This is a genomic window from Pseudomonas sp. FP2335, assembly GCF_030687535.1.
In the GTDB taxonomy this organism is placed as follows: domain Bacteria; phylum Pseudomonadota; class Gammaproteobacteria; order Pseudomonadales; family Pseudomonadaceae; genus Aquipseudomonas.
In genome coordinates this window covers 3,399,091-3,419,318 of sequence record NZ_CP117437.1, presented here as the reverse complement: position 1 = coordinate 3,419,318, position 20,228 = coordinate 3,399,091, and the positions used below count along the sequence as shown (strand labels likewise).

Genomic DNA, 20,228 nt, shown 5'->3' with positions numbered 1-20,228 from the left:
TACATAGGTTGAAACCATCTAAGTTTGCTGCGCTCCAAAACTTGCCGATGTCTTCTTTGCGTACTGAGCCAACCGATGCAGTTTTTATCCAACCCCCATGGCTGTGAAGGCTGGGCCGGTGAAATGGCCCAGCGGATCCGTGCCTTCGATTGGTCGGCCACCGACCTGGGCCCCATCGACCGCTGGTCCACCAGCCTGGCCTGCAACGTACAGATGATGTTGGCGTCCCCCGTGCCGATGGTGATGCTGTGGGGGCGCCTGGGTTACATGATCTACAACGACAGCTATTCGCGGTTCGCCGGCGGTCGCCACCCGTACCTGCTAGGCACGCCGGTGGAGCTGGGCTGGCCGGAAGTCGCCGACTTCAACCGGCACGTGGTGGACACCTGCCTGGCGGGCGGCACCTTGTCGTTCAACAACAAGGACCTGGTGCTGCTGCGCAACGGTTTGCCGGAAACCGTGTGGCTGGATCTCTATTACAGCCCGGTCGCCGGCGACAACCAGCAACCGGCGGGCGTATTGGCGATTGTGGTGGAGACCACCGAACTGGTGCAGTCCGAGCGGGTGCGCCAGGAACTCACCCACAACCTCGAACAGCGCGTGGCCGCCGAAGTACAGGCGCGCTCCGCCGCCGAGGAGCAACTGCGCCAGTCGCAGAAGCTGGAAGCCATTGGCGGCCTTACGGGTGGCGTGGCCCATGACTTCAACAACCTGTTGCAAGTGATCGCCGGCAACCTGCACCTGCTGGCCCGCCATGAGCCGGACAACGCCCAGGTGCAGCGCCGTGTGGCGGCGGCGATTGCGGCGGTGGAACGCGGCGCCAAGCTGTCGGCGCAGCTGCTCGCGTTTGCCCGGCGTCAACCGCTGTCGCCAGCGGTGCACAACCCGCAACGCATTTATGCGGGCCTGGGTGAGTTGCTGCAACGGGCGCTGGGGGAAACCATTCATATCGACGTGCAAATGCCCCAGGACGCCTGGCTTATCAACGTCGATCGCAACCAGTTGGAGAACGCGCTGCTCAACCTGGCGATCAATGCCCGCGATGCGATGAAAGGCGAGGGTGTGATCCGCATCACAGGTGAAAACATCATCCTCAACCCCAGCGATTGTGCGGGCAAAAGCATCAAACCTGGGGAGTATGTGCGCCTGGCGGTCACCGACACCGGGGTGGGCATGTCGGCGCTGACCCTCAAGCGCGCGTTCGAGCCGTTCTTCACCACCAAGCGTGAAGGCCACGGCACCGGCCTGGGCCTGAGCATGGTGTTCGGGTTTGTGCGCCAGAGTGGCGGGCACGTGGAGATGTGGAGCGAGGAGGGCAAGGGCTCGGTGGTGCAGATGTATTTCCCCCACAGCCTGGAGCCGGAAAGCCTGGACGTGCACATCGATCAACTGCCCCACACCGGCGGGCAGGAAACCATCCTGGTGGTGGAGGACAATGAAGGCGTGCGCCTGACCGTGGTCGAATTGCTGCAGCAATCGGGCTACACCGTACTCACTGCCGAAGACGGCGACCGCGCCATGCAGGCCTTGCAAGGCGGTTTGCTGCCAGACCTGATTTTTACCGACGTGGTCATGCCTGGCCGCGTCAAAAGCACCGACCTGGCCGCCTGGGCCCGTGCACAACAACCCAGCGTGGCGGTACTGTTCACCTCCGGCCACACTCGCGACATTCTTTCCAGCAATCACTTGCTGAGCCCCGACATTCACCTGCTGAGCAAGCCCTACAGCCCCGAAGCCCTGACGCAACGGGTGCGCAGCGTGCTTACCGCGAGATAAGGTTGACCATGACTTCACAGCGCAACACCCCTCAATTCCACGGTTTCGTGCGGGTGCGTGGCGCCCGCGAACACAACCTGCGCAACGTCGACGTGGACATCCCGCGGGATGCCCTGGTGGTGTTCACCGGGGTGTCGGGCTCGGGTAAGTCGTCCCTGGCGTTTTCCACGGTGTATGCCGAGGCGCAGCGCCGCTACTTCGAATCGGTGGCGCCGTATGCGCGGCGGCTGATCGACCAGGTCGGCGTGCCGGATGTGGACTCCATCGAAGGCCTGCCGCCCGCCGTAGCCCTGCAACAACAGCGCGGTACGCCAAACGCGCGCTCGTCGGTGGGCAGCGTCACCACCTTGTCGAGCCTGATCCGCATGCTCTACTCCCGCGCCGGCAGTTATCCGCCGGGGCAGGCGATGCTGTATGCCGAGGATTTTTCGCCGAACCTGCCCCAAGGCGCCTGCCCGCAATGCCACGGCCTGGGGCGTGTGTATGAAGTGACCGAGGCGCTGATGGTGCCCGATCCGTCGCTGACCATCCGCCAGCGCGCGGTGGCGTCCTGGCCGTTGGCGTGGCAAGGCCAGAACCAGCGCGACATCCTCGTGACCCTGGGGTATGACGTGGACATCCCGTGGCGTGAGCTGCCGAAAAAGCAGCGCGACTGGATCCTGTTCACCGAAGAAACCCCCACCGTGCCGGTGTATGCAGGGCTCACCCCGGAGCAGACCCGCGAAGCGTTGCAGCGCAAGCTGGAGCCGAGTTACCAGGGCACCTTCAGCGGGGCGCGGCGTTACGTGCTGCACACCTTCACCCACAGCCAAAGCGCGCTGATGAAAAAGCGTGTGTCGCAGTTCATGCAGGGCAGCGCCTGCCCCTTATGCGAGGGCAAGCGGCTGACAAAGGCGGCGCTGTCGGTAAAGTTTGCCGGGGTGGACATTGGCGAGTTGTCGCAACTGTCCTTGACCCAGCTGGCCGAGCTGTTGCGGCCGGCGGCGGCGGGGCAGGACAGCATGCAACTGTCGGTGGAAAAGCGCCTGGCCGCCCAACGCATCGCCCAGGACCTGCTGGAGCGGGTCAGCACCTTGACCGAGCTGGGTTTGGGCTATTTGTCCCTGGAGCGCAGCACGCCGACGTTGTCGTCCGGCGAGTTGCAGCGCTTGCGGCTGGCGACGCAATTGGGCTCGCAGCTGTTTGGCGTGATCTATGTGCTCGACGAGCCGTCGGCGGGGCTGCACCCGGCGGATGGCGAGGCATTGTTCACCGCGCTCGCCCGCTTGAAGGCGGCGGGCAACTCGTTGTTTGTGGTCGAGCATGACCTGGAAACCATGCGCCGCGCCGACTGGCTGATCGATGTGGGCCCGGCGGCGGGCGAGCATGGCGGGCAAGTCCTGTACAGCGGGCCACCGGCCGGCCTGGCGCAGGTTGAAGCGTCACAGACCCGTGAATACCTGTTCGCGGAAAAAAGCGCCTTGCCACGGGTGCGTCGCGAGCCCAGCGGCTGGCTGAAACTGGAAGGCGTGACGCGCAACAATCTCCGCGCGCTGAGCGTGGACTTCCCGCTGGGCTGCTTTACTGCGGTTACCGGGATTTCCGGGTCGGGCAAGTCCAGCCTGGTCAGCCAGGCCCTGCTGGATCTGGTGGGCAGTGGCCTAGGGCGCAGCGTGGAAAGTGATGAAGAACAGAGCCTGGAAGACGCCGCCCCGCAAACCAGCGGTGGGCGCATCAGCGCCGGGCTGGAGCAGATCCGTCGCCTGGTGCAGGTGGACCAGAAACCCATTGGCCGCACCCCGCGTTCCAACCTTGCGACCTACACCGGCTTGTTCGATCAGGTGCGCAAACTGTTTGCCGCGACACCGGCGGCGAAAAAACGTGATTACGACGCCGGGCAATTCTCCTTCAACGTCGCCAAGGGCCGTTGCTCGAACTGCGAGGGTGAAGGGTTTGTCAGCGTGGAATTGCTGTTCATGCCCAGCGTCTACGCACCGTGCCCGACCTGCCATGGCGCGCGCTACAACCCCGAGACACTGGCCATCCAATGGCAAGGCCTGAATATCGCCCAGGTGCTGGGGTTGACGGTGGAACAGGCCGTTGACGTATTTGCCGAGCAACCGGGGGTACTGCGGTCGTTGCAGGTTTTGCGTGACATCGGTCTGGGTTACCTGCGCCTGGGACAGCCGGCGACTGAACTGTCCGGCGGCGAGGCGCAACGCATCAAGTTGGCCACCGAACTACAACGCAATGCCCGGGGCGCGACCCTGTACGTCCTGGACGAGCCCACCACCGGCCTGCATCCGCGGGACGTGGACCGCCTGCTCAGCCAACTCAATCAGCTGGTGGACGCGGGGCACAGCGTCGTGGTGGTGGAACATGAGATGCGTGTGGTGGCGCAAAGTGACTGGGTGATCGACATCGGGCCGGGGGCGGGAGATCTGGGGGGGAATGTGGTGGCGTGTGGCACGCCGCAGCAAGTGGCCAGAAGCAAAACCAGCCGCACCGCGCCGTTCTTGGCCCGGGAGCTGGCCTGAGCGTCAGCCTTCGCTAGCAAGCCCGCTCCCCCAAAAGTCCGCCCCAGAATTTTGAACAGTGTCGTGACCGCAAACATGACACCCCCCTTGCAATGGTCTAGCTTCAAGGGCGTAAGCCATTGATCAACATGCGGAGGTACGTCATGCCAGTGAAACACGACCTGTATCAGGACTTGGGTTGGAGCAAGGAAGCCGTTCATGAACGCAGGGCGGGCGACAAGCGTCTGGATGCGCTGCTCACTCAATACGAGGATGCCGACAAAGAGGTTCTGAAGGCGGAAGCGGCCAGTGCCAGCGATGAGGATGTGGAGAAGCTGAAGAAGAAACGGTTGTTGGTCAAGGATAGGATTGTGGAGCAGTTGGGCTGAATGAAGCCTCACGCCCTACAGAAGGGGCGGACATACTTGTTCAGATTGATCTTACGGACAGCAACCCTGTTGCTGCCTATGATGCCCGTCACCCACCCGGCTCTTGGGGCTCTGGGGGCGAATACGGCGTAAGGATTACGCTGGTGAGCCGGGCGGGTATCTTGTTTCAGGCGAGCAGCGCCTGAGTGCATTCCTCAATCGAGCGCTGCTGCGTCTCGCCATACAACTCCAACTCGTCAATCGTCCGGCGCCCCAACGCCTTCTCGAACTCCGCCTTGTTTGAATTGGCCGCGTAATGACTCTGCGCGGCATCCCCAAGGTTCGACTGAAAAATCCCCGCCGCGCTTACCGGCAGAAAGTCTTCGTACACCAACGGCTCCACTGTCACATGACCTGCCGCGATCAGTGCCTCCAGTGTGCGTGGTTGATCGGCTTGGCCACGGGCCGCCAGGCCGGCATCGGTGGCGAAGTAGCGAAAGTAGGCGAGACCCTGTTCACGCATGTGTGCGTGGTTGTCGGGGAAGGCCTGGAAGTGCTGTTCCATCAGTTGCATGTAGCGTGCGGCATTGCCCTCGTTGGGGAACGCGCCCAGTTCATCGCGTGCGGCATTCAATAACTGGTCATACAGCGCGCGGCCTTTGGGGGTCAGGGCTACGCCGCGTTGTTCGATTTCGCCGAAGCGGGCGCTGTGGCTGCCTCTGGCGTCGGTGAAGGCGATGGCTTCGTCGAGGGCCTTGAAGCTGGTCTGGCGCAGCAGGATCGGGCACTGGCGGCGTGGCGGGCCTTCGATCACAGCCTTGGGCGTGATGCCCTTGCCGGGCATGGCGGCCTGGACTTGGTCGATGTCCAGGGTGCGCGGGGTCAGGTGGTTGATGTGCGGGCCCTTGAACGCCACCACGTCGGCGATCAGGCGGTGCTGGTCGCTGAGTTGCTGGTACTGCGCGCGGGTGACAGTGGCGGTGTGATGCCAGCGGAAGGTTTCCAGGGCCTGGAGGATAAATTCCTCGGCATCCACGGCGTTGAGGCCGCCAGCCTTTTCCGCTTGTTCGATCAGCGCCAGGGCGCCAGGGGTGAAGATTGAGCGCTTGGCCAGGGCGGTTTCGGCGAAGGCGCGCAGCTCGGGGTTGTCGATCAGTTCCAGGCGCAGCAGCGAGGTGAACACGCGGAACGGGCTGGTTTGCAGCGCCTGCTCATGCACGGCGCGGAACGCGGTGGAATGCACCGGCACGCCGGCTGGGGTCAGGTCGTAGTAGCCCACCGGTTGCATGCCCATCACTGCAAACAGACGGCCGATGGTTGCCAGTTCGAAGGCGGTGCCCAGGCGGATGGCGCCGTGACGTTCCATGTCCAGGCGCTGGATTTCGCCGGTGCGTTGCAGTTGTTGCGCCAGGTCCGGCTGGGCCTCGAGCACGCGGGTGTTGGTCTCGGCCACCAGCGCCATCAGTGCGCCATACAGCGGAACTTCATCTCGGTACATGTCGGACATGGCCTTGGAAAAGCCCTTGCGGATCTCGTCGGGGCTGACATGTGCGGTGCTGGGCATAGAAAAATTCCTGATGACGATGGTGGTGGACGTAGCCGATGCCAGGATTTTGTTGGGCAGGGGGTGTGTGCGCAAACGAAGAATCTTCAGGACTTCATTCTGCAAATGAATGAGATGACGTGAATATGACAAAAAACCGCCAACGAAGAATTTCATTTTCCGACGGTTTTCCTAACTAATTCTTCACGGAATCGGCCCCATCCGGCATGAAAGAATCGTCACGTTCGCAGGGATGAAAACGCCGTTTCGCACATCACACACATAAAAAAATGTTCAGGGGCCGTCGTTAATGAAAATTTCTACACTGGCGTTATCCATCACCGCCGCCGTTCTTGCACAACAGGCTTGGGCAGATGATTTCGGGCTCGGTTCGCTGGGCACCGGCAACGGACACAGCGGTTTCCTTGAGGACAGCCATGCGTCCGTGAGTTCGCGGACCATGTACTACAGCGCCGATAACCGTTCGGGGACCAACAACGATCTGCGTGAAGCCGCCACCGCGCTGCGCTTTGACTACAAGTCCGGTTTCACCCAGGGCACCGTTGGTGTCGGTTTCGACGTGATGGCCTTTGGCGCCCTGCGTCTGGACGGTGGCGATGGCCATACGGCGGGCGCAGGCCTGGCGGGCAATGGCAACAGCTTCTTCCCGACCAAGAACAACGGCACCGAACCCGCCGATGCGTTTGGACGCGCGGCAGGCAATGTGAAGTTCCGCATTTCCCAGACCGAGTTGCATGTCGGTGGCGGCCTGGCGCCGGTGTTGCCGATCCTGGTGTCCAACGATAGCCGTGTGGCCCCGCAAACCTTTGACGGCGGCATCCTCACCTCCAGCGATATTCCCAACGTCACCTTCACCGGGGGTGAACTGAACCGCGTCGAAGGCCGCGCCTCCAGCAATTCCACAGGTTTGAGCGTGGCGGGTGGCCAGCGCGACAGCGACAGCTTCAAGTTCGGTGGGGTGGACTACAAGCCGTTTGGTTCCTCCGACAACGTCATCGCGAAAAACCTGACGCTGCAGTACTACTACGCCCAACTCCAAGACTTCTACAAACAGAACTACTTCGGCCTGGTCCACGTATTGCCGCTGGGCAATGACCAATCGTTCAAGACCGACCTGCGCTACTTCGACAGCAGCAGTGACGGCAAGAACGGCCAGAGTGGCTACCAGTTCAACAACAACGGTGGCTACGCCAAGCACGCCAACGAAGTGGACAACAAAACCTACAGTGCGGCCTTCACCTACCAACTGGGCGGCAGCAGCCTGATGCTTGGCCATATTGGCGTGGGCGACGACGGCGGCTTTGTGTGGGTGAACCAGGGCAGCCTGGCCGACCCGCATGCGCAGGGTGCTGGCGGCAGCGATTTCTACCTGTTCACCGACGCCGTGGTCGGCCAGTTCTCCCGTGCGGGCGAGCAGGTCAACTTTGGTCAGTACTCGTATGACTTCAAGGCCTACGTGCCCGGCCTGAAGGCTTCCGTGGCTTACCTGGATGGCCGGGACATCAAGTCCAAGGTGGCTGGTGGCCCTGACCAGAAAGAAAACGAAGCCGACTTCCGTCTGGACTACGTTGTGCAGGCCGGTCCTCTGAAAGGTTTCGGGACGACTTTGCGGACTGGCACCTACCACGGCAAGAACACTGGTACTGCCGATCAGGATCAAACCCGCCTGATCTTCAACTACACCTACGCGATCTTCTAAACCTTCATGTGCACACGGGTGTGGATGGGTCCTACACTGCTCCCTACCTTGTAGGCGCCGGAGGACCGCATGACGGCCACGCCCGTAACCCGAATAACCGACACCACCGAAGGCCAGCGCCTGGCGACTCAGGACGCCGAGCGCTGGCGCGAGTGGGGCCCGTATTTAAGCGAGCGCCAGTGGGGCACGGTACGCGAGGACTACAGCGCCGACGGCGACGCCTGGGCGTATTTCCCACACGAACATGCGCGCAGCCGCGCCTACCGTTGGGGCGAGGATGGCCTGGCCGGTTTCAGCGACAACGCGCAACGCTGGTGCCTGGGCCTGGCGCTGTGGAACGAGCGCGACGCGATCATCAAGGAACGTCTGTTCGGCCTGAACAACGCCGAGGGCAACCACGGCGAGGACGTCAAGGAACTGTACTTTTTCGTCGATGGCGTGCCGAGTCATGCCTACATGCGCATGCTGTATAAATACCCGCACGCGGCCTTTCCCTACGCCGACTTGATCGCCGAGAACGCCCGCCGTGGGCTGGGCGATGCCGAATACGAAATCCTCGACACCGGGGTGTTTGAAGACAACCGTTACTGCGATGTCAGCGTCGAGTACGCCAAGCATCAGCCCGACGATATTTTCATGCGCGTCACCGTGCACAACCGTTCGGATCAGCCGACCCGCTTGCAGGTATTGCCCCAGGTGTGGGCGCGCAACGACTGGAGCTGGACCTTTGATGCGCCAGTGCCGCGCCTGGTACTCGACGGCGAACAGGTGCTAGCGCGTCATCATGAGCTGCCGGATCGTTACCTCAGTGCCTGGGGCCAGGATGGGGTGGAGTGGTTGTTCTGTGAGAACGAGAGTAACCACCCACGTTTGGATGGGCTACCGGCGCCGGGGCCGTTCAAGGACGGGATCAACGATTATGTGGTGGGCGGCGTCCAATCGGCGATCCGGCGGGACAGCGGCACCAAGGTCGCTGCGCGGTTCGTCCTCGAATTGGCAGGCTTGCAAAGCACAACCCTCTACCTGCGTTTTGCGCCGGTGGCCGCGCCTGAGGTCAATGCGCGCAAGCTGTTTGAGCTGCGGCGCCAGGAGGCCGACGATTTCTACGCAGCCTTGCAACAGGGCATCGCGTCTGAGGATGCACGCAACGTACAGCGTCAGGCATTGGCCGGTTTGTTGTGGTCCAAGCAGCTGTATTATTTCGACGTCAACCAATGGCTCGACGGCGACCCAGCCCAGCCCGCGCCGCCGGCCGAGCGGTTGCATATCCGCAACAGCCATTGGCGGCACCTGTCCAACTTCGACATCCTGTCCATGCCCGACACCTGGGAGTACCCCTGGTATGCCTCCTGGGACCAGGGCTTCCAGGCGGTGGCGATTGCGCTGATTGATCCGGCCTACGCCAAGAGACAATTGTTGCTGCTGGTCAAAGACCGCTTCATGCACCCCAATGGCCAGTTGCCGGCGTATGAGTGGCGCTTCGACGACGCCAACCCACCGGTACATGCCTGGGCCAGTTGGCGCGTGTATCAGCAGGATAAGGCGCTGACCAGCGTAGGCGACATGGACTTCCTGGAGCGGATCTTCCACAAGCTGCTGTTGAATTTTTCCTGGTGGGTCAATCGCAAGGATGCCGAGGGGCGCAACCTGTTCCAGGGTGGTTTCCTCGGCTTGGACAACATTGCCTTGTTCGACCGCTCGGCCGCGCTGCCGCCGGGGTATCAGCTGGATCAGGCGGATGGCACGGCGTGGGTCGCGGCATATGCCCTTGACTTGATGCGCATGGCTCTGGAGCTGGCCAGGCGAAATGTGGTGTACGTCGACATCGCGGTGAAGTTTTTCGAGCACTTCCTGTATATCGCTGGCGCCATCAATCGCGTGGATGACAGCGCCGAAGGTCTGTGGGATGAGCAGGACCTGTTCTTCTACGATGTGCTGCGCCGCCCAGACGGCAACAATGAACCGGTGCGCCTGCGTTCGATAGTCGGGCTGATGCCGCTGTTTGCGGTGCTGGTGCTGGAGCAGCGCGAGCATGAAGGTCTGGAAGGGTTGCGCGAGCGTTTGTTGGGCTTTATGAAGCACCGCCCGGACCTGGCCAAATTGGTCTCGCGGTGGAACGAGCCGGGGCAGGGCAATCGCCTGTTGCTGGCACTGCTGCGCGGCGAACGTACCAAGGACCTGCTGCGGCGCATGCTGGATGAACGTGAGTTTTTGTCGGCGTTTGGTGTGCGCTCCCTGTCCAAGGCGTTTGCCGAGCAACCGCTGGCCCTGAAGATGAATGGCAACACCCTGTGTGCCAGCTACCAGCCTGGTGAATCCGATTCGCGGTTGTACGGCGGAAATTCCAACTGGCGCGGGCCGTTGTGGATGCCGGTGAATTACATGCTGATCGAATCGCTGCGGGAATTTCACCGCTACTACGCCGACAACTTCTCCGTGGAGTACCCCACGGGCAGTGGTTATCTGGCGTCGCTTGAGGACGTGGCTGACGGGCTCAGTGAGCGGCTGACGGGGTTGTTTCTACGCGATGAAAATGGCCTGCGGCCATCGATGGCGGGGTATGCGCAGTTGCAGGCGGACCCGGCGAGTTGTGACCTGGTGTTGTTCCATGAGTATTTCCATGGAGAGACAGGGCGCGGCCTGGGGGCGTCGCATCAGACGGGGTGGAGTGCGTTGGTGGCGTTGTTGCTGCAACCGAAAGCCTAAGGTCTGTGGTGGAGCAAAATGTGGGAGCGGGCTTGCTCGCGAAGGCGGTGTATCAGTCACAGATCGATCAACTGATAGTCCGCATTCGCGAGCAAGCCCGCTCCCACACAAGCCCGCCCGCACAGGGATTCAGGGTTGCCCGTGAATCAGGAAGGGAACAGCTCGCTCAACTTCATTGCCAGCATCATGTCGCCTTCGGTGCGCAGCTTGCCACCCATGAAGGCCTGCATGCCGTCGGTGGAACCGTCAACGATGCCTTCCAGGGTTTCGCTGTCCATGACCAGCGTTACTTGTGCGTCTGGGTTTTCGCCTTCCTGCAGTTCGCAGGTCTTGTCTTTGACGATCAGCGAGAAGTTCTTGGTGTCGTCGATGCGGAAACCGAATACCAGGTCCAGGCCGTCAGCGGCGCTTGGGTTGAATTTGGCTTTCATTGCTTCTACAGCTTTGGCTACGTCAGTCATGGTTTCGATCCTTTTATGGTGAGTCCAGTGACCTTGGGGTCACGGTTGGCCGCAGCTCATCGGAAGGTGATGAGTTGCGGCGCCTTCAACAGTTGCAAGTGGGAGTGGCTGTTGAAGGAAGCCAGGGCCACCTCGCGACCGCGGAATTTCAGCTGGTTGAGCGAGGTGTTAACAATTTGCCAGTTCAGTTCGAAGGCCTGGGCAGCGGGCATCCGGGTAATCAGGTGGAGCAGGGCGGTGATGGTGCCGCCGGAGGTGAACACGGCGATTTTCTGCGCGTTGTCCGCCGCTTCAAGAATGCGTTGCAGGCCCGCCTGGACCCGCTCGACAAACCCCAGCCAGCTTTCCAGGCCCGGCGGATCATAGGTGCCGGCCAGCCAGCGCTCGATGATCAGGGCGAAGATGCGCTGGAATTCGCTGCGGTTCTGCGCGGCATTGCGCAGGATCTCCAGGGCTTCGGGTTCGGTGGTGAGCAGGTCGGGGAGCAGGGCGCGGATGATCGCATCGGCGTCGAACTCGTTGAAGGCGCTGTCTACCTCCAAGGCCGGCACCGGCAGGCCGAGGGCGCTGTATTGATCGAACGCGGCGCTGGCGGTGTGCTGCTGGCGACGCAGGTCGCCGGCGATGCAGCGGTCGAACGTCAGGCCCAGTTCGGCCAGGTGGCGCCCGAGCACTTGCGCTTGTTCCACGCCGACGGGCGACAGGACGTCATAGTCGTCTGCACCGAAGGAGGCTTGGCCATGTCGAATCAGATAGATGCTGCCCACGTCCGTTTTCCCGGTACGTTGAAAGTCTGGCGAGGTTATGGGGATGCCTGCGAGCTGTCAATGGAAAAACATACGCTTGTTTTAAAAGCTCGTTGGAACGCTCCGTTGCTGGCGGTTTGATCACTGGCTCGAACGCGGTGCCGCCGGTATGCTTGGGCAATCCGCGCCTGGCGCACTGCACTTGTAAGGAGAAACATGGATTTCCTGGCCGAATACGCGAGCTTTCTGGCGAAGACCGTCACCCTGGTGGTCGCTATTCTGGTGGTACTGATCAGCTTCGCGGCATTGCGCAGCAAAGGTCGTCGCAAGTCCGCCGGCCAATTGCAGGTCAGCAAACTCAATGATTTCTACAAGGGCCTGCGTGAGCGCCTGGAATCAACCCTGCTCGACAAGGACCAGCTCAAGGCCCTGCGCAAGTCCGAAAGCAAAGCCGAAAAGAAGAACAGCAAGAAAAAGCCCGAGGCCAAGCCACGGGTGTTCGTGCTGGATTTCGACGGCGACATCAAGGCCTCGGCCACCGAGAGCCTGCGCCATGAAATCACCGCGTTGCTCAGCCTCGCCACGCCTAAGGACGAAGTGGTCCTGCGCCTGGAAAGCGGCGGCGGCATGGTGCACAGCTACGGCCTGGCCTCGTCGCAACTGGCGCGGATCCGCCAGGCGGGCGTGCCGTTGACCGTGTGCATCGACAAGGTTGCGGCCAGCGGCGGCTACATGATGGCGTGCATCGGCGAGAAAATTATCAGCGCCCCGTTTGCCATTCTCGGTTCGATTGGCGTGGTGGCGCAGTTGCCCAACGTCAACCGCCTGCTGAAAAAACACGACATCGACTTTGAAGTGCTGACCGCCGGCGAGTACAAGCGCACCCTCACGGTGTTTGGCGAAAACACCGAGAAGGGCCGCGAGAAGTTCCAGGAAGACCTGGACATCACCCATCAACTGTTCAAGAACTTCGTGTCGCGCTATCGCCCACAGTTGGCGATTGATGAAGTCGCGACCGGAGAGGTGTGGCTGGGTGTTGCAGCGCTGGACAAGCAACTGGTCGATGAGCTGCAAACCAGCGACGAATACCTGGCGACCAAGGCCAAGACCGCCGAGGTGTTCCACCTGCACTATGCCGAGCGCAAGAGCTTGCAGGAACGTGTCGGCCTGGCGGCCAGCGGTTCCGTGGACCGGGTGCTGCTGACCTGGTGGAACCGTCTGACCCAGCAGCGGTTCTGGTAACCCGCCCCCTCGGATCCAAGTGATCCCTTGTGGGAGCGGGCTTGTGTGGGAGCGGGCTTGCTCGCGAAGGCGGTGTACCAGTCACCGGATTTAGCGACTGACACTCCTCATTCGCGAGCAAGCCCGCTCACACACACGCCCGCTCCCAGATTGATCGGGTGTCGCATCAACATGCCCACCACCAGCGCCCCTAGCAACCCCAATAATCCTGCGACCCACAGCACCCCGCCAAACCCACCGACAAACGCCTGCCGGGCCAACGGTTGCACACTGGCGCGTGCTGGCTCCGGTAACAGCGCCATCGCCGCCGGCATATCGCCCGCCACCACCCGCGACGCTATGCCGGCCACTTGCGCCTGCCACTGCCCACCGATGCTCGTGCTCAACAACTGCTCGCTCTGACTATTGAGCAGCGCGCCATATACCCCAATGGCCAGCATGATCGCGCTGAAACGCATGGTGGTACTCATCCCCGAGGCCATCCCGGCGCGGTCGCGCGGCACGCAGGCCATGATGTTTTTCTGGGTGTCGCCATTGAGCAAACCCGCGCCGGCGCCAGTGATGGCAATCGCCAGGGCGAAGGGCAGGTAGCCCCCCACATTCACCGCCCAGGCGCTGAGCAGGTTGCCGCAGCCCACCAGGGTCAAACCGATGGCCATCATGGTCGCAGGCGCAAAGCGTCCGGCCAGGCGTGCGCCGATGCGTGGGCACACCAGCATAGTCAGGGCAAATGGCAGCATGCCCAGGCCCGAAGTGATTGCGGAGAAACCCAGGCCGTTCTGCAGGTAGAACGGCAGTAATGTCATCATCACCTGGGCACAACCGGCGTAGGCAAACATCCCCAGCAACGCGCCGATAAAGCGCGGATGACGAAACAGTTGCAAGTCCACCATCGGTCGCTGTTGCAAGCGTTCGACCAGCACAAACACGCCCAACAGCACTGCACCACCCAGCAGGCGTGCATAGGTCAGCGGACTGTCCCAACCTATGCGGTTCGCTTCGATCAGTCCCCAGATCAGGCACAACAGGCTGGCACTGAAGGCCAGGCTGCCCCACGGATCGAGCCGGGCCGATTGGGTATCGCGAGATTCCGGGATCGCGCGCAGCACCAGAGCCATCAGCGCCAGGCCCACAGGCAGGTTGAGGTAGAAAATCCAGCGCCAGCCCAGGTACTCGGTGATCAAGCCGCCCAGGGTCGGCGCGGTGGTCATCGCCACTCCCATGCACGCACCCCAGAACGCCCAGGCCTTGGCGCGCTCCACTTCATCGTGGAAGGTATGGCCGATGGACGCCAGGGCCGCGGTCAGCAACAGCGCGGCGCCGACGCCTTTGACAGCACGTGCGACATCCAGCAGCAACGCGGTCGGGGCGGCGCCACAGCCTAGGGAGGCGAGGATAAAAATACCCAGGCCCCAGACCAGCGAGCGTTTGCGCCCGAAACGGTCGGCGAGGCTGCCGGCCGGCAACAGCAGCGCGGCGAAGGCGAGCATGTAGGCGCTGACCACCCATTCGATGTCGGCGAAGTTGGCCACAAGGTCGCGGGCGATACTCGGCAGGCTCACGGCGACGATATTGGTGTCGAGCACAATCAGCGAGCAGACGCCGGAAGCGGTCAACAGGGTCAGGCGCGGGCTGACCGGGTTCATGATCCGATTACCTTGCAGGCAATGAGTGGTTTGAAGTGGATATGCATCGCAAAGGCTCTGTGCTGTTAGGATGGTCCCAGCTTATCGCCAGCACTTGGCGCCTTTGTTAGGCGCCAGGTACAACTTCATTACCTTTGAGCTAACCCTGCGATGGACATCCGCCATTTCCGCTATTTCCTGGCTGTTGCCCGGCACTGCAACTTCACCCGCGCCGCCGAACAACTGGGGATCGCGCCGCCGACCTTGAGTCGGCAGATCCAGGACATGGAAACCGCTCTGGGTACGCGCTTGTTTATCCGTCAACAGCGCGAGGTCAGCCTGACCGAAGCGGGCGCGGCCCTGATGCCGGAAGCCGAAGCTACCGTGCGCCAATTCGAGCTCGCTCAGCGTAAGGCCCAGCGAGCCGGGCGTGGTGAAATCGGCCATATCGAGTTGGGCTATGTGGCGTCCGCGGTGTATAGCGGGCTGTTGCAACGGCAGATGCAGGCGTTCGGCCAGGCATTTGCCGATGTCAGTGTGAATGTGCGCGAGTGCGCCATGGCTACGCTGCCGGGCGCGGTGGCGGATGGGCGCTATGACATCGGCTACGTTCGTTCGCCCATGACCCTGCCCGATGGCGTAGAAGCGGTGCGCCTGGACAGTGAAGGTTTTGTCCTCGCACTGCCCCAGGATTCCTGGCTGCTGGGCCTGAAGGCCATCGGTTGTGAACACCTGCAAAATGAAACCTTCATCTTGCCCGAGCAGATCAGCGGCACGCTGCATGTCGCGACCCAGGGCGGTTTTGCGCCACGCCTGGGCCCGCAGCCAGGTGGTTTGGTCGCGGTGTTGGCGCTGGTTTCGCTGGGGCAAGGGGTGGCGGTGGTGCCGTCATCGGTGGTGGGGCATGTGGCCTTGCCGAACGTGGTCTACCGGCCGATTCAAGGCAGTGAGGCGTCTTCGTGGTTGTCGCTGATCCACCGGCGCTTCGAAAAAGCCCCCGCCGTGGCGCGGTTTATCCAGTTGGCCAAGGCGGCCGGCCGGACATGATTACAGATCTTGTAATAGTTTTGCGCTGTAGGAAATTTGCTTTGCGGTTGTACGATTCAAGTCCTTTTCTTGTCGCAGGACTTGCATGAACACCCTCTCGGAGCCCCCCAGTCGTCTTTCCCCAAGACATCCGCTGCCGCCGTTTCCGCTCAAGCACCCCGTATTTCGACTGCTAGTCTTGTCCCGGTCCACTGACCGCGCATTGCCGTGTCCGGCATTCTGATAATCGAACAAAGAGACTCTATAAATGGAATGGTTAGCGGATCCAACGGCCTGGCTCGGCCTGTTGACTTTGATTGTGCTGGAACTGGTGCTGGGTATCGACAACCTGGTGTTTATCGCCATCCTGGCAGACAAACTGCCGCCGGAGCAGCGTGACCGTGCGCGGTTGATCGGTTTGTCCCTGGCGTTGCTGATGCGCCTGGGCTTGCTGGCAAGTATTTCGTGGTTGGTGACGCTTACCCAGCCGTTGTTCGAAGTGTTCGACAAGAGCTTCTCCGGTCGCGACCTGATCATGCTGTTTGGTGGTGTGTTCCTGTTGTTCAAGGCCACCATGGAATTGCATGAGCGCCTCGAAGGCCATGTGGCCCAGCGTACGGGCAATGTGGCCTACGCGATGTTCTGGCCGATAGTGGCGCAGATCGTGGTGCTCGACGCGGTGTTCTCCCTCGATGCGGTGATCACCGCCGTGGGCATGGTCGATGAGTTGGCAGTGATGATGATCGCGGTGATCATTTCCATCGGCCTGATGATCGTCGCGAGCAAGCCGTTGACCCGCTTCGTCAACGCGCACCCGACGGTGATCATGCTCTGCCTGGGCTTCTTGATGATGATCGGTTTCGCTCTGACCGCCGAAGGCCTGGGCTTCCATATTCCCAAGGGCTACTTGTATGCGGCCATCGGTTTTTCGATCCTGATCGAGGTGTTCAACCAGATTGCCCGTGCCCGCCGCAAGAAGTCGGCGCAAGGCGTGCTGCCGGTGCGTGAGCGCACCGCCCATGCGGTAATGCGTTTGCTGGGCGGTCGCAGCCTGGCGGTGGAAGAGGTCGGTGAAGAGGTGGCCGACTTGCTTGGTGAGCCCGATACCGCCCAGGGCCCGCTGTTTGATCGCCGCGAGCGCGTGATGATCAGCGGTGTGCTGCAATTGGCCGAGCGGCCGATTCGTACGCTGATGACGCCGCGCGCCAAGGTTGATTACATCGATCTGGCGGACGATGCAGAGACGATTCGCCTGAAACTGATGCATTCGTCCTACTCGCGTCTGCCGTTGATCCGCAACGGCGCGGTGGATGAACCGCTGGGTTTTGTGCACAAGAAGGAACTGCTCAAGGAATACCTGGCCGGCAACCAGCCGAACCTGGAACACCTGGCACGCCGGGCGATCAACCTGCTGGAGAGTTTTTCGATCCTCAACGCCCTGGAGCAGATGCGCCAGGAGTCCACCCACATCGCCTTCGTGATCAACGAGTTCGGTGACTTCATGGGCGTGTTGAGCATGACCGACATCCTTGAATCCATCGCCGGTGAATTGCCGGATGCCAGCGAAATCGAGGGGCCGGATATTGTCGAGGAGGGCGCCGGGTTCCGTGCCAATGGCGCAATGAACCTGAACCAACTGCGCCAGCGTACCGGCTTTCAGGCAGTGGCGACCGAGGATTACCAGACCCTCGCCGGCCTGGTGATGAGCCTGCTGGACCGCTTGCCAATGGTCGGCGACAGCCTGGCGTACGAAGGCTGGCGCCTGACCGTGGCCGCGGTCGAAGAGCGACGGGTCACTCAGGTGACGATGGTGCGTGAACCGTAAAGCAGTCCTTGCCTGCGTGTTTTGACACATACAGCGCCCGGTTGGCCTTGAACGGCACCGGGTTGAGGATGTCGCCATCCTTACCCGGGTTCGGTCGAGACTGCCTTGAGCCGCGTAGATGGCCATCAGGGGTGTGCAAGGACTAGCGGGCGTAGCGGGCGAACGTGTCTTCAACGAATTGGTCTTGACCTTCTGGGGCGCCTAAACCCTTGAATGCCTCTTTCAACTCTCCGTTGAGGTAGATCAACCAGGTCGGGGTGCCCTTTACCTCCGGGTGGCGAGGAGTGTTTTCACAGTCAAGCACCATGCTCACGACCTCGGGGTAGTTGGCGGCAACCCTTTCAAACAGCGGCACGGCCTGAGAACAAGCGGGGCAGCGGGCTGAAACAAACAGCAAAAATACTGGGCGTGAGCTGCTCAGTACCTGTCGGTAGTCCTCGGCATTGGCAATCGTCGCAGTGGCAAGTCCCATGACAGCCTTCCTCTTGCGCGGCGGTAGTTGTCGCCAACGCTAAATCGAGGATTGAGCAGCGTCTACTGTCAATCTTCACAGGTCCCGGTCACGCTCCAAGCGCTCGCGGGCCTTGCGCGCCTGGCTCGCGCATTTCTTGTATTCCAGATTGTCCCGCGAGGCCTGGGCCTGGCGATAGCCGTGGTGGTTCTGGCTGGTGTAGTTGGTGCTCAAGGTGTCCTTGAGCTTGCGCAGTTCTTCCTTGCAGTCGCGGCGATCGTTGCTGGCGCAGGCGCTGCCGGCCACCAGCAAGGAAAGCAAAACCAGGGTAAGACGAAACTTCATCAGGGCACGGTCCTTGTAGGCGGGCATGTGCAAAGGCTAGCCGAGCATGGGGATTTTTCCACGGTGCGCGCGCACCGCAACGGTGCGCGGTAACGCTGTTTTGGCGCGCCCGACTGGGGCCTGTCACCGCAGTGTGTGGCCTGGGGTAGCACGGCGGGCGCAGATGCTGGCGTATCGCCGTATTGCCCGCGACGATTTATCTGGCTGATTTATAAAGAATTTATTCCTCGCGTATTTTTCTATTTCGGCGTGTGGCACACTTTCTGCTGTCTATTCCGTTGTTACATACTAAGTTCCGGTATAGCGGAATACACAACTCCTGGAGTGCTTGTCATGCATCACCGACCTTCCGTATTCAAAGCGTGTGTTTTTCTCTTCGCCGCCTCGGCGTCCCTCGCAAGCCAAGTGCAGGCGGCGGACAGCAAGCTCGATGATGTGCTCAAGCGTGGGCACTTGATCGTGGGTACAGGCAGTACCAATGCGCCGTGGCACTTCCAGGGAGCGGATGGCAAGTTGCAGGGGTTTGATATCGACATCGGCCGCATCGTGGCCAAGGGGTTGTTCAACGACCCGAGCAAAGTCGAATTTGTGGTGCAGTCGTCCGACGCACGGATTCCCAACCTGCTGACCAACAAGGTCGACATGAGTTGCCAGTTCATCACCGTCACCGCCAGCCGCGCTCAGCAGGTCGCGTTTACCCTGCCGTACTACCGCGAAGGCGTCGGCCTGCTATTGCCGAACAACAGCAAGTACAAAGAGATTGAAGACCTGCAAGCCGCTGGCGACGGCGTTACCGTGGCGGTGCTGCAAAACGTCTACGCCGAAGAACTGGTGCATCAGGCCCTGCCAAAAGCCAAGGTCGACCAATACGACAGCGTCGACCTGATGTACCAGGCTGTGAACTCCGGCCGCGCCGATGCCGCCGCCACCGACCAGTCCTCGGTCAAATACCTGATGGTGCAGAACCCTGGCCGCTATCGCAGCCCGACCTACGCCTGGAGCCCGCAGACCTACGCGTGCGCGGTCAAGCGTGGCGACCAGGACTGGCTGAACTTCGTCAACACCGCCCTGCATGAAGCCATGACCGGTGTCGAGTTCCCCACCTACCAAGCCTCGTTCAAGCAGTGGTTCGGCGTCGATCTGCCATCGCCGGCGATTGGTTTTCCTGTCGAGTTCAAGTGATTCGTGACAACCGGGGCGCCGCGAACGGCGCCCCTATTAGGTATTGCTGACCATGAACTATCAGTTGAACTTTGCCGCCGTGTGGCGCGATTTCGACACTTTGCTGGCGGGGCTCGGCCTGGGCCTGCAGCTGGCACTGCTGTCGATCGCCATCGGTTGCGTGATCGGCCTGCTGATGGCGTTTGCCATGCTGTCCAAGCACCGCGCGTTGCGAATCTTCGCCTCGGTGTACGTGACAGTGGTGCGCAACACGCCGATCCTGGTGTTGATCCTGTTGATCTACTTTGCGCTGCCGTCGTTGGGCATCCGCCTCGACAAAATCCCGTCCTTCATCATCACGCTGTCGCTGTACGCCGGTGCCTACCTGACCGAAGTATTCCGTGCCGGGCTGTTGAATATTCCCAAGGGGTTGCGTGAAGCCGGCCTGGCCATCGGCCTGGGCGAGTGGCGCATCCGTGCCTACATCACCGTGCCGGTGATGCTGCGCAACGTGCTGCCGGCGCTGTCGAACAACTTTATTTCGCTGTTCAAGGACACCTCGCTGGCCGCTGCCATTGCGGTGCCGGAGCTGACCTATTACGCCCGCAAGATCAACGTCGAAAGCTACCGGGTGATTGAAACCTGGCTGGTCACGACGGCGCTCTACGTGGCTGCCTGTTACCTCATTGCCATGCTGCTCCGTTACTTGGAACAGCGTCTGGCGATCCGTCGTTAAGG

General features: G+C 61.5%; 16 protein-coding genes. 10 read left to right on the top strand and 6 right to left on the bottom strand.

The features are described 5' to 3' along the window. Positions 1-75: 75 nt before the first annotated feature. The 3 genes from PSH81_RS15200 (at position 76) to PSH81_RS15190 (ending at position 4,660) form a co-directional block, all read left to right on the top strand. A complete protein-coding gene (locus PSH81_RS15200; protein ID WP_305390992.1) occupies positions 76-1,776 on the top strand; it encodes an ATP-binding protein in 1,701 nt (566 codons plus the stop codon). 8 nt (positions 1,777-1,784) lie between these two features. Further along, complete coding sequence (gene uvrA / locus PSH81_RS15195) at positions 1,785-4,292, top strand: excinuclease ABC subunit UvrA (protein ID WP_305390991.1); 2,508 nt, start codon at positions 1,785-1,787, stop codon at positions 4,290-4,292. A 143-nt stretch (positions 4,293-4,435) separates the two neighbouring features. Beyond that, a complete protein-coding gene (locus tag PSH81_RS15190; protein ID WP_226457306.1) occupies positions 4,436-4,660 on the top strand; it encodes a DUF465 domain-containing protein in 225 nt (74 codons plus the stop codon). Between the two features lie 166 nt (positions 4,661-4,826). On the opposite strand, the gene PSH81_RS15185 is transcribed toward PSH81_RS15190, so the two are convergent. Next, complete coding sequence (locus PSH81_RS15185) at positions 4,827-6,203, bottom strand: VOC family protein (protein ID WP_305390990.1); 1,377 nt, start codon at positions 6,201-6,203, stop codon at positions 4,827-4,829. A gap of 289 nt (positions 6,204-6,492) precedes the next feature. Here PSH81_RS15185 and PSH81_RS15180 point away from each other — a divergent pair, with 289 nt between their 5' ends. Both PSH81_RS15180 and PSH81_RS15175 read left to right on the top strand, forming a co-directional pair. Further along, on the top strand, positions 6,493-7,902 hold the full coding sequence (locus PSH81_RS15180; protein ID WP_226457308.1) for an OprD family outer membrane porin: 1,410 nt from the start codon (positions 6,493-6,495) through the stop codon (positions 7,900-7,902). Between the two features lie 69 nt (positions 7,903-7,971). Then, positions 7,972-10,608 carry a glucosidase gene (locus PSH81_RS15175; protein ID WP_305390989.1) on the top strand — a complete coding sequence of 879 codons (2,637 nt, stop codon included), beginning with the start codon at positions 7,972-7,974 and terminating at the stop codon, positions 10,606-10,608. A 146-nt stretch (positions 10,609-10,754) separates the two neighbouring features. Here PSH81_RS15175 and PSH81_RS15170 read toward each other — a convergent pair whose 3' ends face one another. After that, positions 10,755-11,069 (bottom strand): SCP2 sterol-binding domain-containing protein, encoded by a 315-nt coding sequence (locus tag PSH81_RS15170; RefSeq protein WP_192300815.1) that lies wholly within the window; start codon positions 11,067-11,069, stop codon positions 10,755-10,757. A gap of 56 nt (positions 11,070-11,125) precedes the next feature. Next, positions 11,126-11,836 (bottom strand): histidine phosphatase family protein, encoded by a 711-nt coding sequence (locus PSH81_RS15165; RefSeq protein WP_192300816.1) that lies wholly within the window; start codon positions 11,834-11,836, stop codon positions 11,126-11,128. Positions 11,837-12,031: 195 nt separating this feature from the next. Here PSH81_RS15165 and sohB point away from each other — a divergent pair, with 195 nt between their 5' ends. Further along, positions 12,032-13,057, top strand: a complete 1,026-nt coding sequence (gene sohB, locus PSH81_RS15160; protein ID WP_226457311.1) for a protease SohB — start codon at positions 12,032-12,034, stop codon at positions 13,055-13,057. A gap of 107 nt (positions 13,058-13,164) precedes the next feature. Here the strand turns inward: sohB and PSH81_RS15155 are convergent, their stop codons facing one another. Then, positions 13,165-14,703: an MFS transporter gene (locus tag PSH81_RS15155; RefSeq protein WP_305390988.1), complete on the bottom strand. Its 1,539-nt coding sequence runs from the start codon at positions 14,701-14,703 to the stop codon at positions 13,165-13,167. Between the two features lie 150 nt (positions 14,704-14,853). Between PSH81_RS15155 and PSH81_RS15150 the strand changes: the two genes are divergently transcribed. Together PSH81_RS15150 and PSH81_RS15145 are read left to right on the top strand one after the other, a co-directional pair. Next, positions 14,854-15,729, top strand: coding sequence for a LysR family transcriptional regulator (locus PSH81_RS15150; protein WP_226457313.1), 876 nt, complete (start codon positions 14,854-14,856; stop codon positions 15,727-15,729). Between the two features lie 247 nt (positions 15,730-15,976). After that, entirely contained in the window at positions 15,977-17,533 is a 1,557-nt protein-coding gene (locus tag PSH81_RS15145) for a TerC family protein (RefSeq protein ID WP_192300820.1), read from the top strand. A gap of 142 nt (positions 17,534-17,675) precedes the next feature. On the opposite strand, the gene PSH81_RS15140 is transcribed toward PSH81_RS15145, so the two are convergent. Together PSH81_RS15140 and PSH81_RS15135 are read right to left on the bottom strand one after the other, a co-directional pair. Beyond that, positions 17,676-18,005, bottom strand: coding sequence for a thioredoxin family protein (locus tag PSH81_RS15140; protein ID WP_305390987.1), 330 nt, complete (start codon positions 18,003-18,005; stop codon positions 17,676-17,678). Positions 18,006-18,080: 75 nt separating this feature from the next. Beyond that, on the bottom strand, positions 18,081-18,329 hold the full coding sequence (locus PSH81_RS15135) for a hypothetical protein (protein WP_305390986.1): 249 nt from the start codon (positions 18,327-18,329) through the stop codon (positions 18,081-18,083). Between the two features lie 333 nt (positions 18,330-18,662). On the opposite strand from PSH81_RS15135, the gene PSH81_RS15130 reads away from it, so the two are divergent. Together PSH81_RS15130 and PSH81_RS15125 are read left to right on the top strand one after the other, a co-directional pair. Beyond that, on the top strand, positions 18,663-19,511 hold the full coding sequence (locus PSH81_RS15130; RefSeq protein ID WP_192300823.1) for a transporter substrate-binding domain-containing protein: 849 nt from the start codon (positions 18,663-18,665) through the stop codon (positions 19,509-19,511). 52 nt (positions 19,512-19,563) lie between these two features. Beyond that, entirely contained in the window at positions 19,564-20,226 is a 663-nt protein-coding gene (locus PSH81_RS15125; RefSeq protein ID WP_124526745.1) for an amino acid ABC transporter permease, read from the top strand. The last annotated feature ends 2 nt before the right edge of the window (positions 20,227-20,228 follow it).